Source organism: Bacillus sp. Medicinal_06 (assembly GCF_056711665.1).
Genome location: NZ_JBWYHD010000006.1, coordinates 140,077 through 156,800, shown reverse-complemented (window position 1 = coordinate 156,800; position 16,724 = coordinate 140,077). Strand labels below are relative to the sequence as shown.

15 protein-coding genes and 1 other annotated feature are annotated in these 16,724 nt (G+C 34.4%); of the genes, 13 read left to right on the top strand and 2 right to left on the bottom strand.

The window, feature by feature from the left end; translation table 11 throughout:
• Positions 1-4 precede the first annotated feature (4 nt).
• Together AC1M36_RS16400 and AC1M36_RS16395 are read left to right on the top strand one after the other, a co-directional pair.
• The gene (locus AC1M36_RS16400; RefSeq protein WP_336453355.1) at positions 5-1,543 is read left to right on the top strand and encodes a pyridoxal phosphate-dependent decarboxylase family protein; all 1,539 of its coding nucleotides are present in this window, start codon (positions 5-7) and stop codon (positions 1,541-1,543) included.
• Positions 1,544-2,594: 1,051 nt separating this feature from the next.
• On the top strand, positions 2,595-3,467 hold the full coding sequence (locus AC1M36_RS16395) for a YitT family protein (RefSeq protein WP_336453356.1): 873 nt from the start codon (positions 2,595-2,597) through the stop codon (positions 3,465-3,467).
• A 467-nt stretch (positions 3,468-3,934) separates the two neighbouring features.
• Here AC1M36_RS16395 and AC1M36_RS16390 read toward each other — a convergent pair whose 3' ends face one another.
• Positions 3,935-4,702, bottom strand: coding sequence for an NADH dehydrogenase subunit (locus tag AC1M36_RS16390; RefSeq protein WP_336453357.1), 768 nt, complete (start codon positions 4,700-4,702; stop codon positions 3,935-3,937).
• Position 4,703: 1 nt separating this feature from the next.
• Entirely contained in the window at positions 4,704-5,033 is a 330-nt protein-coding gene (locus AC1M36_RS16385) for a PadR family transcriptional regulator (protein ID WP_098508593.1), read from the bottom strand.
• Between the two features lie 219 nt (positions 5,034-5,252).
• Here AC1M36_RS16385 and psiE point away from each other — a divergent pair, with 219 nt between their 5' ends.
• The 11 genes from psiE (at position 5,253) to tyrS (ending at position 16,264) form a co-directional block, all read left to right on the top strand.
• Positions 5,253-5,657 (top strand): phosphate-starvation-inducible protein PsiE, encoded by a 405-nt coding sequence (gene psiE / locus AC1M36_RS16380; RefSeq protein WP_098508592.1) that lies wholly within the window; start codon positions 5,253-5,255, stop codon positions 5,655-5,657.
• A gap of 85 nt (positions 5,658-5,742) precedes the next feature.
• Positions 5,743-6,465 carry an AraC family transcriptional regulator gene (locus tag AC1M36_RS16375; protein WP_098508590.1) on the top strand — a complete coding sequence of 241 codons (723 nt, stop codon included), beginning with the start codon at positions 5,743-5,745 and terminating at the stop codon, positions 6,463-6,465.
• A 96-nt stretch (positions 6,466-6,561) separates the two neighbouring features.
• Positions 6,562-6,891 carry a chaperone CsaA gene (csaA, locus tag AC1M36_RS16370; protein ID WP_098508589.1) on the top strand — a complete coding sequence of 110 codons (330 nt, stop codon included), beginning with the start codon at positions 6,562-6,564 and terminating at the stop codon, positions 6,889-6,891.
• Between the two features lie 466 nt (positions 6,892-7,357).
• Entirely contained in the window at positions 7,358-8,896 is a 1,539-nt protein-coding gene (locus AC1M36_RS16365) for an ABC-F family ATP-binding cassette domain-containing protein (RefSeq protein ID WP_336453358.1), read from the top strand.
• Between the two features lie 47 nt (positions 8,897-8,943).
• Positions 8,944-10,137, top strand: coding sequence for an MFS transporter (locus tag AC1M36_RS16360; RefSeq protein ID WP_336453359.1), 1,194 nt, complete (start codon positions 8,944-8,946; stop codon positions 10,135-10,137).
• A 250-nt stretch (positions 10,138-10,387) separates the two neighbouring features.
• Positions 10,388-10,648, top strand: a complete 261-nt coding sequence (locus AC1M36_RS16355) for a DUF3955 domain-containing protein (protein WP_420792369.1) — start codon at positions 10,388-10,390, stop codon at positions 10,646-10,648.
• A gap of 163 nt (positions 10,649-10,811) precedes the next feature.
• On the top strand, positions 10,812-11,207 hold the full coding sequence (locus AC1M36_RS16350; RefSeq protein WP_336453360.1) for an SET domain-containing protein: 396 nt from the start codon (positions 10,812-10,814) through the stop codon (positions 11,205-11,207).
• A gap of 114 nt (positions 11,208-11,321) precedes the next feature.
• Positions 11,322-11,882 (top strand): sigma-70 family RNA polymerase sigma factor, encoded by a 561-nt coding sequence (locus AC1M36_RS16345; RefSeq protein ID WP_336453361.1) that lies wholly within the window; start codon positions 11,322-11,324, stop codon positions 11,880-11,882.
• Positions 11,852-13,246 carry a DUF4179 domain-containing protein gene (locus AC1M36_RS16340; protein WP_336453362.1) on the top strand — a complete coding sequence of 465 codons (1,395 nt, stop codon included), beginning with the start codon at positions 11,852-11,854 and terminating at the stop codon, positions 13,244-13,246. The genes AC1M36_RS16345 and AC1M36_RS16340 overlap by 31 nt, the downstream gene beginning before the upstream one ends.
• A 475-nt stretch (positions 13,247-13,721) precedes the next feature.
• Positions 13,722-14,639, top strand: a complete 918-nt coding sequence (gene murB / locus AC1M36_RS16335; RefSeq protein WP_336453363.1) for a UDP-N-acetylmuramate dehydrogenase — start codon at positions 13,722-13,724, stop codon at positions 14,637-14,639.
• 74 nt (positions 14,640-14,713) lie between these two features.
• Positions 14,714-14,935 (top strand) — a binding site (T-box leader).
• Positions 14,936-15,001: 66 nt separating this feature from the next.
• Positions 15,002-16,264, top strand: a complete 1,263-nt coding sequence (gene tyrS / locus AC1M36_RS16330; RefSeq protein WP_336453364.1) for a tyrosine--tRNA ligase — start codon at positions 15,002-15,004, stop codon at positions 16,262-16,264.
• The last annotated feature ends 460 nt before the right edge of the window (positions 16,265-16,724 follow it).

Sequence of the window (16,724 nt, the reverse complement as noted above, 5' to 3'; positions counted from 1 at the left end):
TAGTATGACTAATTCCATAAAGAATTTGGGGGACTGGAACCCTGCACAATTTGAGGAACATGGTATAGAGTTACTTGGAATGATTCGTGAACACTTTGAAAAAATACGTGAAATCCCTGTAACTTCTAATATTTCTCCAAATGATTTACTAGCGATGCTGGATCAACCATTGCCAGAACATTCTCAATCATTTGAGGTAATAATGAACGACACATGGGAGAAAATTATTCCTCATTTGACTCATTGGAATCATCCTTCTTTCCATGGATATTTCAGTACTTCAGCCAGTTCTCCTGGAATTCTAGCTGATCTTTTAATCTCTTCTTTAAATGTAAATGCTTTGGTGTGGAAAGCAGCTCCAGCTGCTTCGGCATTAGAAAAAGTTATACTCAAGTGGATCGCAGAAATGGTGGGATATACTCCAGCTGCGGAGGGGGTTTTATTAAATGGAGCTTCATTAGCGACTTTTTATGCGTTGGTTGCAGCTAGGGATCAAAGTACCGAGATAGATATAAGAACAAAGGGACTAATTGAGAGTCGAGTTTCTAAGATGCGTATTTATACTTCCGATCAGGCACATAGTTCAGTTGATAAAGCAGCTATAGCATTAGGAATTGGAACGGATAATGTAGTCCATATTTCTACGAATGGAAAATATCAAATGATGGAGGATCAACTTGAAAAAGCTATTCAAGATGATTTAAATAATGGTTATTGTCCCATAGCGGTTGTCGCTACTGCAGGTACAACTGCTACAGGAGCTATAGATCCTATTTTGAAAATTTCTCAAATTTGTAAGAAATATAACATTTGGCTTCATGTTGATGCTGCTTATGGAGGTTTTTGGAATTTAGTTCCAGATGTAAAGGAGAATACTGAAGATTTCTGTGTAGCAGATTCACTGGTTGTCAACCCTCATAAGTGTCTATATACACCTTTGGAAGTTACTACATTGTTTTGTAAGAGAAGAGGAGCTCTATCAAATAGCTTTCGCCTAGTTCCTGATTATTTACAAACTGAAAGAGAAGATGGTTCAGTTGATTATATGGATTATTCATTGCAACTAGGACGTAGTTTTCGAGCTCTTAAGATTTGGTGGATTATTAGAAGTTTTGGAAAAGATGGTTTATCAAAACGTCTTGAAGAAAGTATTCGTCAGGCTCGATGGTTGGAATCTGAAATAAATAAACATCCTGAATTTGAATGTACAGCCTCTTCACCTTATGCACTTATTTGTTTGCGGTATTTTCCTTATGAATTAAAAGAAAGGCTGAAAGATGCAAACGAGCAGCAAAAGATTATACTACAGAAATATATTGATGAGCTTAATCAATTATTACTTACAAGGCTTAATCAATCTAAAAAGACCTTTGTTTCTCATGCGACTATTAAAGATGGGTATGTTATTCGAATTTCTATAGGTAATATTCATACTACTGCTGAGGATATAGAAAGTCTATGGAACTTAATTCAGGAAGTTGCAAAAGATGTGAAGAAAAAAATTCCTGCTCCTGATAAATGGCTAACTGAAATTAGTAAATGAAACGTTTTTTTGGATATATATTAACTGGATTCCCCTCAAATTTTAGATATATACTCTCCTTAAATCGTTATTTCATTTCACCTGATTACTTTTTTGCATATGTGACAAGAAATAAATCTTGCCTCATATGCAAATTTTTTTGATTTATAACGTCTCTGTTTGAGCTCGCCAATAAAATTTCATTTGGTGATAAATCTTAAATACTAGAATGTATCCTTCGATTGTTATAAAACTTGTTGTATAATATAACCTGTATTTTCGCCTGTACAATGCAAACTAAGGTAGATGGTACACGTCTATAATAGAGAGGATATAAAAGAAACAATGTTTATCTTCTATGTAGCCATACTCTATATCTGCCTCTCATAATTAGTTAGAACTAGTAACTATTCGTTTGCGTATTAAAAAGTCATTGCTTTAACAAGAATGTTCACCAGCGTTCTATTCTTATTTATTCTGAAGAAAGTTGTTTGACAGCTGGGACAAATGAAGTTATTCAAGTGTACAGTATTCAATAATTCATCCATCTCAAAATGTTCGTATTAGAATTCCTAGGGTAAAGAGTGTCTAAAATTTGGCGAATTTGCTTTAAGCAATCACTATCACCAAATCACTGAAAATACAGTTTAATACTTCTTTTCCGTTAACAAAGGAAACAAAGAGTTATTAAATCTGGAAATTCAAACGTTAAAAAGTAGTAAATTTTTTCAAAAGGGATGGTGCATACCGTCCCTTTTGCTTTTTTTATTTAATGTAAAATATGGAATTTTTAACTTTATCTTGTCTGACAATTAGCTGCCACCCTCATTTGCATTTGTTACATTACCTGTAAAAAAGAATGTTAAAGGTCTAAATAATATTTTATTTACAGTCGATTTAAAAACAAAAAAGTTCAGGCAATTGTTCCATTTTATTGAAAAGCAGTTTAAAAGAAAATGGGATATCTTTTTTACATTTTAGAAGAGATTGTGAAGGTTTCTACTTAAAAAGAGAATATGTTAAAATAATTATTAGGAATAAAAAGAGAAAATAGTTTGAAACGAGGAATGACATGAATACAATTAAAAAGCGTAGGCCTAATAAACTAAAAGTTGTTTTAAAAGTATTGGCAATTATTATAGGGGCATTTATAACCGCGTATGGACTAGAAGCTGTATTAATCCCAAATAACGTTTCTGACGGTGGTGTGACGGGTTTAAGCATCGTTAGTTCACAATTATTTGGGCTACCATTAGGTCTGCTAATTGCAGTTATTAATATCCCTTTTGTTTGGTTAGGGTATAAGCAGATTGGTAGAAATTTTGCTATTTATTCTATTATTGGTATTGCTTCATTAGCAATCGGTACTGTTTTGATGCATGACGTACCAACTATTATCCACGGTGATACATTGTTAGTTACCGTTGTTGGTGGTATTATCATCGGTTTTGGTATGGGACTCGCATTGCGTAACGGTGGCGCATTAGATGGAATCGATATGTTAGCTGTATTACTTTCTCGAAAATTACCTTTTGGGACAAGTGATCTCATCTTATTTTTAAATATGTTTGTCTTTATTGTTGTCTCAACAGTATTTGGTCTGCAAGGGGCGATTCTTTCAGCAATTGCGTACTTTATCGCTTCTAAAGTGATTCATATCGTTGAAGTAGGTTTAAGTGGTTCTAAAACATTTAAAATTATCACAAAAGAGCCTGAATTAATGGTAGAGACAATTCGAGAGCGCTTAGGACGAAGCGCAACGTATAATGAAGTGTACGGCGGTTATTCAAGAGAGAAATTTAAAGAAATCACTTGTGTGATTAACCGGTTAGAAGAAAGTAAAATGAAAGAAATTATTCATGAGATTGATGAAAGTGCCTTTATTACGGTATATGACGTAGCAGAAGTAAAGGGCGGTAATTTCAAAAAGCATGATATTCATTAAGTATAACTTAGAAAACTTTAATAGAGTTTCACAAAAAATCACCTTTTCATTTGATGACAAGGTGATTTTTTAATGTTTTATAGCTGTAATGTATACATGTATAATTTAGCTAATAGCCCAAAAGTATAGTGTTTTTGTCGAACAGTCGATATGTTGTGTCGAATCGCTGATATATTTCAATTTGCGCCGATATATTTTAAAGGGGTGCTTAGAATGATTATAAAAGAGCGGAAACAACCGATTTATTTGCGTCATCTTTTTGAAAGAAGCACACAAATATGCCATGCAAGATTATGCACTTCTTTTAGGAACTACGGTTACAAATAAAGAGGTAAAAGAATTTCTAAATATCGAATCGAGTTCAGTAACGAAAAGGTTAATTTAAATGATGGAATTGTCTTATACAGGTAAGAATAAGGGGGAGAAAGTATGATTTGAATTTTATGGAATAGAAAGAAAACCACTTCTTAAGCATTAGAAGTGGCTTTTCCTTTCTTGTAGAAATAGATGATTAGCAAAATACCTATGACCACACTAATGATAACCGCTAGTGTAATATACATCGGGTCTTTGTTTATTTCAGGTGGAATAACGTGTTCTAAAAGTGGGCCGATACAAATTACGAATGCAGCTAAAATTGTAGCCCATGATTTTGTATACAATGCGAATGAAATAAAAATAAGAAGACATACACTAGCGATGGCATAATTTTGCATAGTCGTTGCTACAAAGTAATCTGTATCAAGGCGTCCATCTAACCAAAAATAAAAGCCGAACCATCCACCGATGGTAATGAACTGCGTTGTGATTAAAAGAATTATTGAGTTTTTCTTAGATGGGTATACTTTCGGAAGTCCTTTGAAAAATACAACTGCAAATATAGCAATCGTTAAGAATACTGGTAGTGATCCAAATAACAATATGTTTTGTGAAATTTTGAATTCTCCTCTAAGAGCTGGAGCAAAGCACATATAAGCAATAATAACTAAAATAGCAGCGGGAATGATTACGAGCAACCCTTCTTTGTCTGTAGGAAGTTCTTTCCCGATATTTTTCATATGCTGTTTACGGCTTTTTCCAATGATATGATCTACACTTTGTCCTCTTGATTCGGCTTCTGTTAAATGAACTTCTAACTCTTCCACTATTGCATTTATATCTTCATCTTTTTTTCCGCGCTGCAGTAAATACATTCTGAGTTCGATTAAAAATTGTTCAGATTTTGTTGATAACATTCTATTCGCCACCTTTATTCATCACTTTTTCCACAGATAGCTTTAAATCGGTCCAGCGCTCTTTAAAGCTAGTTAATTCTTTCTCTCCTAATTCTGATAACTGATAGTACTTTCGCTTAGGCCCAGCGGTTGATTCTCTTAATTCGCTTGTAAGCAAGCCTTCTTTTTGCATGCGTAATAGTAATGGATAGATTGTACCTTCACTAAAAGAGTGAAAACCATAGCTATGCAATTTCTCTGTTAATTCGTAACCGTATACTTCACCTTCTTGAATGATAGCTAAAATACAGCCATCCAGAATTCCTTTTAGCATTTGTGTTGAGTCAGCCATTTTAGCCCCCTAGTTGTATATCTTTTTTAATAACTTGTAATACAAGGTAAAGGGCTATAACAATACCTTGTATTACAAGTGTTATAATGAAGATAACATGGAATTAACTTGTAATGCAAGGTATATTAGATTAATGATATAATAATTCTGAAATTTATATATCAGGATAATTTTGCTATAATACATGAGTATGATTCACCTGTAGAGGAGTGCTAGAAAATGCGATCATTTAATGTCGATGAATTTATTGCCAGTGTTTTACAATGGATATTAAATACAGCTCTTATTATCCTGTCCATTGTTCTATCTATCTTTTTAATTAATGAAACAATCACATTTATACAGTACATATTTTCAACGAAAAAATATACATCGTATAAATTAGTTGAGAGCATTATTGTTTACTTCTTATACTTTGAATTTATTGCATTAATTATTAAGTATTTTAAATCAAATTATCATTTTCCATTACGGTATTTTATTTATATAGGAATCACAGCCCTCATTCGATTAATTATTGTTTCTCATGAAGAGCCATTTGAAACATTATTATATGCAGGGGCTATTCTCATTTTAGTGATTGCTTTATATATATCTAATATGAGGGATTTGAAGAAACATTAAATAAAAAAGTAGTGCAGACCAGTCTATTGGTTCGCACTACTTTTTTTGGTATTATGAATCCAAATATGAAAAGGGAGAAAATGCAATGGAAACATATAAAGAGATTGTAGCAGAACGCCGGATTTATACAGCTGCTAAAGATACACATTCCCATAGTTATGCCCAGCTCATTTTACCCCTTCAAGGAGAACTTGTTATCAAAGCTGGGGCACAAAATCTACTCATAGACCAACAAACATTATTTTTTGTTCCTCCCGAGTGTGATCATACTTTTCATTCTTCTGTGCGTAATGAATTTTTGGTTCTGGATATTCCTCATTTTATGATTCCTGCTGGGGAGTTACAAAATAGGGGGATTTCTTATCAATTTACGAATCAGTGGAAAGGGATTCGCTATCTAATCCTGAATGAAATAGAACAGGGAAGGCCTGCGCTTAAAGAGCTCTATCCGTATATTTCACATTGTTTACGCCAAGAGCAACAACCTAAGTCGATTCAATATATTCACGAACATTATCATGAGAATATAACGGTACAAAAACTTGCACAGCTTGAGCATTATAATCGTTCCTATTATTCAGATTGGTTTTTTAAAGAAACAGGAAAATCTCCATCAGCATATATACAAGAAGTGCGCTTAAATAAGGCGAAAGACTTATTACAAAATACCAATTTATCCATTTTGCACATTGCAATTCAAGTGGGATTAGAGCACCAATCTTCCTTAACACGTTTATTCCAAAAATATGAGGGAGTCACACCAAGTCAATATCGGAAAGGTAACTTTTCATTTGCACCGAATACATGACATATGGTTAAAAAGTACTGATTTTCGGTAAAAAAAATCTCATTGTATGTGTCTAAAATGTAAATATGGATATTGTAAAAACGGGAGGTAATACATGTGGCAAGCATTGAGGATTTTATGAAATTAGATATTCGTGTTGGAACTGTAATAGAAGCCGTACCATTTCCAGAAGCGCGGAAACCAGCTATAAAATTAAAAATTGATTTCGGTGAGATGGGTTTGAAACAATCTTCAGCTCAAATTACGCGAAGATATGAACCGGAACAGCTTATTGGTCGGCAAGTAATTGCAGTTGTGAATTTTCCCCCAAGACGTATTGCAGGTTTTAAATCTGAGGTATTAGTAGTAGGCGGTGTACCAGAAGAAGGGGATGTTGTGCTGTTAAAGCCGGATGATCCTGTTGCAAATGGAACGCCAATCGCATAAGAGTGTAAAAAATCGAATAGAAGTATGTAGCTTTTGATTACAGTATTTGGTTATTTCTTGACCTTTTGCAGAAACATATGCTAAAATCCCCTTTAAGAATAAGGAAGGTGCTTGAAATGCTTTATATAAAATTTGTAAAACTCGTTAGAAAACTTTGCTCCGCACAAATGTATACGGTGAAGCGTTGTACGGAGCTTAATCTGGGAGCATAATGTCTCTCATATTCATCGGCTGAATAGTCTTCGAAAAAAGTGTAGTTTTGCTATGCTTATTTGGTTATGACTATTAGCTGATGAATAATAGATGAAAGGGCCATAGACAATGCTTTGTCTATGGCCCTTTGTGTATAGTATTCCAATGAGCTTTTACAAATTGGAGTAGTATAGCAAAAATTACGAAGCAGAGGGCTAGTGTCGGATGACGCTATCCCTCTGCTTTTTTTATTCTTAGGAAAAGAGGAATTATTATGAGCTTACTTAAAGTTGAAAATGTATCACATTGTTTTATAGATAAAATCTTATATGAAAATGCTACTTTTGACTTATACAAAGGAGAACATATGGGAGTAGTAGGACAAAATGGATCAGGAAAAAGTACCTTAATAAAAATATTGATGGGAGAAGTTATTCCCGATGCCGGCGATATAAAATGGCAATCTAATATTCAAATTGGACATTTGGATCAATATGCTGAAATTGATGGGAATCATACAGTTTTAGCATATTTAAAAACGGCTTTTATAGATTTATTTGAAATGGAAAAAAGAATGAGTAAGTTATATGAGGAGAGTGCGATAACTGGCGGTGAAGAGCAATTGTTACAAGCGGCTGAGTATCAAGAACAGCTTGAAGCACAGGAATTTTACTCGATAGATAGCACAATAAATAAAATTGCTGCTGGTTTAGGAATTGATGCGATTGGTATGGATCGTAGAATCGAAGAATTAAGCGGTGGACAAAGAGCGAAAGTGATTTTGGCAAAGTTGCTACTTGAAAAACCGAATGTTCTGTTGCTAGATGAGCCAACGAACTTTTTGGATAAAGAACATGTTGAATGGCTTGCTGGTTATTTAGTAGGGTTTGAGGGTGCTTTTATTGTTGTTTCTCATGATTTTGATTTCTTAGAAGAAGTGTCTTCTTGTATATGTGATATAGAGTTTGGAACAATTAAGAAGTACTACGGTAAATACTCAGATTTTTTAAGACAAAAGGAGCATTTACGAAAGGATTATATTCGTCAGTACCACGCACAACAAAAACAAATTGAAAAGACGGAAGAATATATTCGAAGAAATATTGCTGGGGTTAATTCTAAAATTGCGCAAGGGCGCAGAAAACAGCTCGAAAGGATGGAGCGAATTGCCCCGCCTGCTTTTACTCATAAACCATCTATTCGTTTTCGTGAACTTGATCTTTCAAAACAGACGGTTCTTACGATAAATGACCTTGAGGTGGGTTATGACTCAGCTCTTTTGCCAAAATTGAATTTCTCAGTTATAGGCGGCCAAAAGCTTGTTATTACAGGATTTAATGGCATTGGAAAATCTACATTATTAAAAACTTTAGTTGGACGCATTCCGAGTATTTCAGGAGATTTTGATTTTGCAGACCCAATAAAAATTGGTTATTACGAGCAAGATTTGAAATGGGAAAACGGGGCAATGACACCAATTCAGATTATTTCAGAACAGTTTCCAAAACTGAATATGAAAGAAATTCGTCATCATTTAGCGCAGTGCGGTGTAAAAGACACGAATGTAACACAAGAGATTCGTACATTAAGTGGTGGTGAACAGTCAAAAGTAAAATTATGCAAACTGTTACTAACTCCTTGTAACTTTTTAATTTTAGATGAGCCAACTAATCATTTGGATGCGGAAGCAAAGAAAGCTTTACAAAACGCTTTAGTACGGTTTAAGGGAAGTGTATTACTCGTTTCTCATGAAGAAAATTTTTATCGTGAGTGGGCAGATAGCATTTTCAATATAGAAAATGGCGTAATGTAAATCCTATTCAAAATACTTGAAATGAAACAAGAGGTGTAAATAAATTTATGTATGATAACAATTGGAAAACAAAAATCGTTCTATTCCTAACAGCACAAACCATTTCGTTGTTTGGTTCGTCATTGGTTCAGTACGCAATTATATGGTATATCACACTTACAACATCATCTGGAATGATGTTGACCATTTCTACTGTTTGTGGTTTCCTTCCACAAATTGCGATTTCTTTATTCGCCGGCGTGTGGATAGACCGTTATAACCGTAAGAAAATGATTATGTTATCCGATGGGATAATTGCGTTTGCGACATTCATTTTAGCAATTTTATTTGTAGCGGGTTATAAGAGCATTTGGTTACTTTTCATTGTATTGCTAATTCGGTCGGCTGGGACTGGGATACAAACTCCAGCTGTTAATGCTTTGATTCCACAGATTGTCCCCAAAGATAATCTTATGAAAGTAAATGGAGTAAACAGTAGCATTACATCTTTAATCATGTTTCTTTCACCGGCAGCAAGCGGAGCAATTCTCTCTATAGCAAGTATTGAGGCTACATTTTTTATTGATGTTATGACTGCAGTCATCGGGATTGGCATCATGTTTATGATTCAGGTACCAGCGTATATAAACAAGGAAAATCAACAAAAGTCTAACGTACAAGGAATAAAAGAAGGGTTTGCTTATTTAAAAGAAAATGTGTTCATTAAGCGATTGCTCGTGTTATTGATTATCGTAATGATTTTAGCAAGTCCTGCCGCATTTTTAACACCTTTAATGGTGAGTCGTTCCTTTGGTGCGGAAATGTGGAGGTTAACAGCAAGTGAAATGACCTTCAGCGCTGGAGCTGCTGTGGGAGGAATTTTAATCGCTGCGTGGGGTGGCTTTAGAAATCGCATGCATACAACAGCTCTTGCGTGTGCTTTATACGGTTTACTAATGGTTGGATTGGGTATAGCACCGATATTTGTCGTATACTTGTTGTTTAACTTCCTAATTGGGATAACGATGCCTTGTTTCAACACTCCAATTACAGTCTTATTGCAGGAGGAAGTTGAACCTTCTATGCACGGTAGGGTGTTTAGTTTTGTACAAATTTCTAACTCATGTGCTTTGCCATTAGGGATGATTATATTCGGACCACTGGCTGATATTGTACAAGTAGAAAGTTTATTAATATATGCAGGGACATTCGTTTTACTTTGTGCTTTTTATATTTTCTTTAGTAAACGATTGATTGTATAAAACAGTATGATTCAAGTGAAAAAAGTTTGTGGAACAGTAAATGTTTCGCAAACTTTTTTATTTAAAGTGATAATAATTTATTGTTTTACGATAAAATTTTGTTGATTTATAATTTACTTCGGATTATTATATGGTTAGTAATTGAAGGGTGTTTCTTTTTTATAAAACAGAAAGAATTATCCGTATGATTAAAGTTAATCATTTTTTATTGCTTGAGTTCTAGAATGCCAACCATGTGACATTTTAGAATATGAAAAAAATGAATCTTAATTATTTAAAACGAGGAGAATATATGATGAAAAAGAAATTCTTATTAGCTATTACACCAATATTATTAGGGATTATCTGTCTTGGTATCCATGCCTCAAATAGTAGCGTGGCACCAGATGGTTTGCTTATAGAACCTTATTTCTTCTTAGTTCCAGTAAGTTATGTATTATTTTTAACTGGTACTATTTCTGTGTTGTTTGTGGCGATCGTTTCGGTGTTTAAAAAAGGGAAATGTAATTGATTCAAAAGGATTGTTTGTAGCATTTTTGTCGAAAGGTCGATATCCTGTGTCGAATCGCAGATATATTGTAAAGGAAAAATAAAACCAATTGCTTTTCTTCTCATTATCTGCCAAGCTTAAGAAGAAAAAATACTGCAGAGAAAGAAATGTATAGGTGAAGAATATGATTGAAATCAAGACTTCCACACTTAGCGATGGAGAGTTTAATAGAGGAGTATTTGCAACGCGTGATATAAAAAAAGGGGAGCTTCTACATGAAGCACCAGTTATCTCGTATCCGAATGAGGAGCATCAATTTATAGAGAAAACGTTACTTGCTGACTACGCATTTGAGTATGGGATAAATCATTCGGCAATTCTTTTAGGATACGGTATGCTATTTAATCATGCTTATAAACCAAATGCGACGTATGAAATTAACTTTGATAATCATACATTTGATTTCTATGCTTATAAGGATATAAAAGCAGGGGAAGAAATTCTGATCAACTATAATGGTGACGTTGATGATGAGGAATTATTATGGTTTGATAAGGAAAAAGAAGAAAACAATAAGTAATTAAGTGTAAAAAGAGCACATTCCGTTGGGTGTGCTCTTTTGTATGGAATAAAAATAAATTTTTTGAAACCAAACGGTGCTTGTATCTATCTAATAAGTGAAAGGAGGGATACAATGGATGAAATAAAATTAGTCAAAAAAGCAAAAAAGGGTGACGATGCAGCTTTCGAACAGCTCATTAGTTTATATCAAGATCAGTTGTACCGCACTGCGTATCTGTATGTGCAGAATAAAGAAGATGCGCTTGATGTCGTACAAGAAACAGTATATAAAGCGTATCTATCTATAGAGCAATTAAAGAAACCAAACTATTTTTTGACATGGTTGACACGTATTCTTATACATAATGCCTATCAGCTATTAGGTGAAAAGAAAAAAGTGAAGAAGATAGAGGACGGAAGAGAAGCAGATACATATGGTGAGGTACCAAACAAACTACATCAAATTGAGCAAAATATTGATTTGCAGGGAGCAATTCAAAGATTGGATGAAAAATATCAAACAGTAATCATTTTATATTATTATTATGATCTTCCAATTCATCAAATTGCTTGGCAAATGAGTGTACCAGAGGGAACTGTAAAGACATATTTACACCGGGCGAGAAAATCTCTAAAAAAATTATTAGGAGGGAGTGATGAGAGTTGGATAAACAGCGGTTTGATGACGAAATAAATAAAGTTGAAGTTCCAGGGCAAGAACTGAATCTGGCTATCCAAAAAGGGATTGCTAGGGCAAAGGCAGAAAAACCAGTTAAAAAGATATATAAGAGAAGAAAAATTGCTTTGTTAACTGCAGCTTCAATCTGTATCGGGGTACTAGGCTCAGGATTTGTATTTCCGCAAATGAGCCGTGTATTGGCGGAAGTTCCGATTATCGGGAAAATATATTCGCATTTTCATGATACAATTGGTCAAAACTTGTCGGCAAGTAAGCTTGTAACAGAATTAAATCAGCAGGCAGTGAGTAATGGGATTAGTGTAACGATGAACAGTGTGTATTATGATAGTGGTAGAATTAGTGTTACATTTAAAGTAGATAATCCAGACGAAGTAGAGATAAAGAATACTTTTGCAAATGGCTTTTACTATGATTTTAAACTTGTTGATGGCAGTCCGAAATGGGGGCGTGCAGCTTCATTTGATGGGAAAATAACAAAAGACGGTTGGTTCGGGAATATTCATATTGATTATCCAGAAAAAGAGCTTCCTCAAAATACAACATTACCAATTACCATTACGTCTATCGGAGACACAAAAGGGATTTGGAAATTTGATATTCCCGTACAACAATTGGAAAATAAAATGATTCATCCTCAAGCATCCGTAAGTAGTGAAGATAAAGAACATACATTGAACTTTGAAAAGATTACAGTTGGAAAAGGGTCAATTGCAATCGACTATAAAGCAATGTATCCACTTGCCGGAGAAAATGATTTAGCGAGAATTGGGAAGGTGACGGATGATAAAGGAAATGAAATTGATTTTAAAACGTCAGGTATTGAATTTGGAAGAGAAAAAGTCGGAACTCAGATAGAATCTGATGAAAGATCTATTTTTGGAAAAGTTCCAGAGAACGCAGAATTTATTACGCTACATCCGAATGTGAGGTTATCTGAAAAACCGTCTATTCAGGCTTTAAATCAAAAGACACCATTTGAAATACAAAGTACTCGTAGCGATTTAAAGATCATTGTTAATAAAATCCAACATAAAAAACAACGATTAATTGTGCAATATACACTTCAAAATGTCGATACAAAACATATTTCTATGGATGAGTTGATCAATCGAGGGGAAGTTATGAATTTAACAGATTCTTCATATTTGGATAAAGAATTTGCACCGATTGGTCATGTGATAAAGGGCAGCGATGTGAAGGTATTGGATAAGGAGAAGTTACAATTCCAGGCGACGTTTCAGCTAGATGGGGAATATGGTGTGAAAAATTTTAGTTTAAAGAATTATGTATTAGAAATAGAAATGTCACCATATCACCCTGAAAAACCATTACCGCTAGTCAAAATTCAATTAAAATAACATGAAAAAAGGATGCCCTTAACATATAAAGAGGCATCCTTTTATATTACAAGAGCCTTACACTTTTATAATATCTATTGTTGATGTGACAAAATATAGACATTTTTATCAGTTTGAAAAGTTCCTTCTTTAACCATATTTTTTCACATTAACATGCGATATAATAGAGTTTTGTAAAGGAAGAGATTAGATTTTAAATTTTTTCGCCTTAAACTTGGTTATATCGGAAAATTTTTGAAGGTAAAGTTTTCTTCTCGATTTTTTGATAAGATAGAGACGGAAGCTATCTTACTAAACTATTCAGGTAATCTATGTGGTGGCCGATTACCTACTTATTTTCAGCATGGCATTACATGTAGTGTAGTAAATGAACTTGTAAGCGGAATGGAAGAGAATAAGAGAAATAGTTTTAAGAATGCTGGAACTATCGAGAGGATAGGCCATTAATTATTAATAGAAATAGAGGAATCATAGAATGGATATGCAGAAAGTATATGAATATTTAAATACAGTATTACCAGAAGAACATGTAAAACAAGATGAGATGTTAAAGAATCATACGCATATAAAAGTAGGGGGAAAAGCAGATGTGTTTGTGCAGCCCACTACCTATACTGAAATTCAACAAGTGGTACAGTATGCAACTGAACATAACATCCCAATTACGTTTTTAGGAAATGGTTCTAATGTGATTATAAAAGATGGCGGTATTCGCGGAATCACATTGAGTTTGACACATATTACGGATATTACTGTGAATGGGCAAATAATTGTAGCACAAAGTGGCGCAGCGATTATTGATGTATCAAAAGTGGCGCTAGAGCACTCTTTAACAGGACTAGAATTCGCTTGTGGTATACCAGGTTCTGTTGGAGGAGCCTTATATATGAATGCAGGTGCATACGGTGGTGAGGTGGCATACGTATTAACAAAAGCGGTTGTCATGACAAAAGAGGGAGAGTTAATTACTCTTTCGAAAGACGACTTTGATTTTGGATATCGTAAAAGTACATTTGCTAATAACCACTACATCATACTTGAAGCTACATTTGAACTTGAAAAAGGTGAATATGCAGTGATTAAAGCACAAATGGATGATCTAACGTATAAAAGAGAATCGAAGCAGCCGTTAGAATACCCTTCATGTGGTAGTGTTTTCAAACGTCCACCTAACCATTTTGCTGGTAAGCTAATCCAAGATTCTGAACTGCAAGGAACGCGAATTGGCGGTGTGGAAGTTTCAACAAAACATGCTGGATTCATGGTAAATGTTGATAATGGAACGGCACAAGATTATATTGATTTAATTCATTTTGTTCAAAAAACAGTGAAAGAGAAATTCGGTGTTACGTTAGAGAGAGAAGTACGGATTATTGGAGAAGATTTAAATTAAATAATTTTTAAAAAGTTTTTGGGTATAATTGACAATGTGTTTTTGATTCACTATAATGGCTATAATTTAACATATTCAATACGTTGAAAGAGCCCAGTAGCAGTTTGTCACTGTTATCGAGAAAGCTAGGGGTTGATGGAACCTAGCACAAACAAACTTGTGAATTACACTCTGGAGTATCTTAGGTAATGCTAAGCGGAGTAGCAAACGATATGATTGCTAAGAGTGGTATGAATAGTAGCGTTGGTACTATTTGTGCAATCTGGGTGGTAACACGGTTCATAATCGTCCCTATGTCTAGTATAGACATAGGGACTTTTTGTTTTTTTGCAAGGGAAATTTAATAAAGGGGATGGAAAGACATGAACATTATTGATGAGTTAGAATGGCGCGATGCTGTGAATCAACAAACAGATGCAGAAGGATTACGAAAACTAGTAGAAGAGAAAAAGATTTCCTTGTACTGTGGTGTCGATCCAACTGGTGACAGTATGCATATTGGACATTTAATTCCGTTTATGATGATGAAACGTTTTCAGTTAGCTGGACATCATCCTGTTATTTTAATTGGAGGCGCGACAGGAACGATTGGTGATCCAAGTGGACGACAAACAGAGCGTCAATTGCAAACATTGGAACAAGTACAACAGAATGTGGATGCATTAACAGCGCAAATGAAAAAGCTATTCGACTTTGGTGGCAATAGTGAAGTGAAAATGGTAAATAATTATGACTGGACACATCAAATCAATATTATTGAGTTTTTACGCGACTACGGTAAAAACTTTAGTATAAATAGTATGTTAGCGAAAGATATCGTAGCAAGCCGCTTGGATACAGGGATTTCATTTACGGAATTCACATACCAAATATTACAAGCTATGGACTTCCATCACTTATACAAAGAAGAAGGTGTCCAATTACAGATTGGTGGTAGTGATCAGTGGGGGAATATTACGAGTGGTTTAGATTTAATTCGTAAACTAGAGGGGCATGAAGCAAAAGTATTTGGATTAACAATTCCATTATTATTAAAATCAGACGGTACGAAGTTTGGTAAATCAGCAGGCGGAGCCGTATGGTTAGATCCTGAAAAAACAACGCCATTTGAATTCTACCAGTTCTGGGTGAATACAGATGACCGTGATGTGGTTAAATACTTGAAATACTTTACGTTCTTAACGAAAGAGAGAATTGATGAATTAGCAGTTAAAGTTCAAACAGAGCCGCATAAACGTGAAGCGCAAAAAGTCTTAGCGGAGGAAATGACGCGATTTGTTCATGGTGAAGAAGCTTTACTGCAAGCAGTAAAAATTACAGCAGCATTATTTAGTGGGGATATTAAATCGTTAACTGCGGATGAAATTGAACAAGGCTTTAAAGATATGCCAACTTTCCATGCTTCAAAAGAAACGAAAAATATCGTCGAGTGGTTAGTTGATTTAGGAATTGAACCTTCTAGACGTCAAGCTCGTGAAGATATTAATAATGGAGCAATCTTGATGAATGGAGAGAAAGTAACGGATGTGAATACAGATGTTACAGCGGAAAATTCATTCGACGGAAGATTTATTATTATCCGTAAAGGTAAAAAGAATTACAGTTTGGTGAAATTAGGAGCCTAAAGTTTGTTATAGAGTAGAAGTGAGAGGGGTTCTTGCTTCTACTTTTATAATATCCATAATTTCGTCACAAAAAAGTCAGTATATTAAGATTATTGCGGAGGTTTATCTAGCTTTCGTGGCGAATAAAAATAATATATAAATCGTTGTTACGAAGAATAGAAGAAGTGGGCGGATGCTCTCTTCCATCAAACAGGAAAGTTTTTATGTTGGTTCTTTAATTTATATTTATAAAAAGTTACTCATGGTAATCTATATAAATTTCTTTGTTTTTTTGAAAGGTAAATCATTGCCACGAAGAAAAAAGGAGCCTTGCACTCATTGTATCTTTTTGTTTTAAACATGGCATGGTGCAGAAAAAGGCCCTGACCGCTCCTATGCATGGCTGGATGCTCTCTTTCGCCCAAAAAGAAAGGGATTTTTGGATTTAAAAAAAGCCCGAATCATGATTCGGGCTAGTATT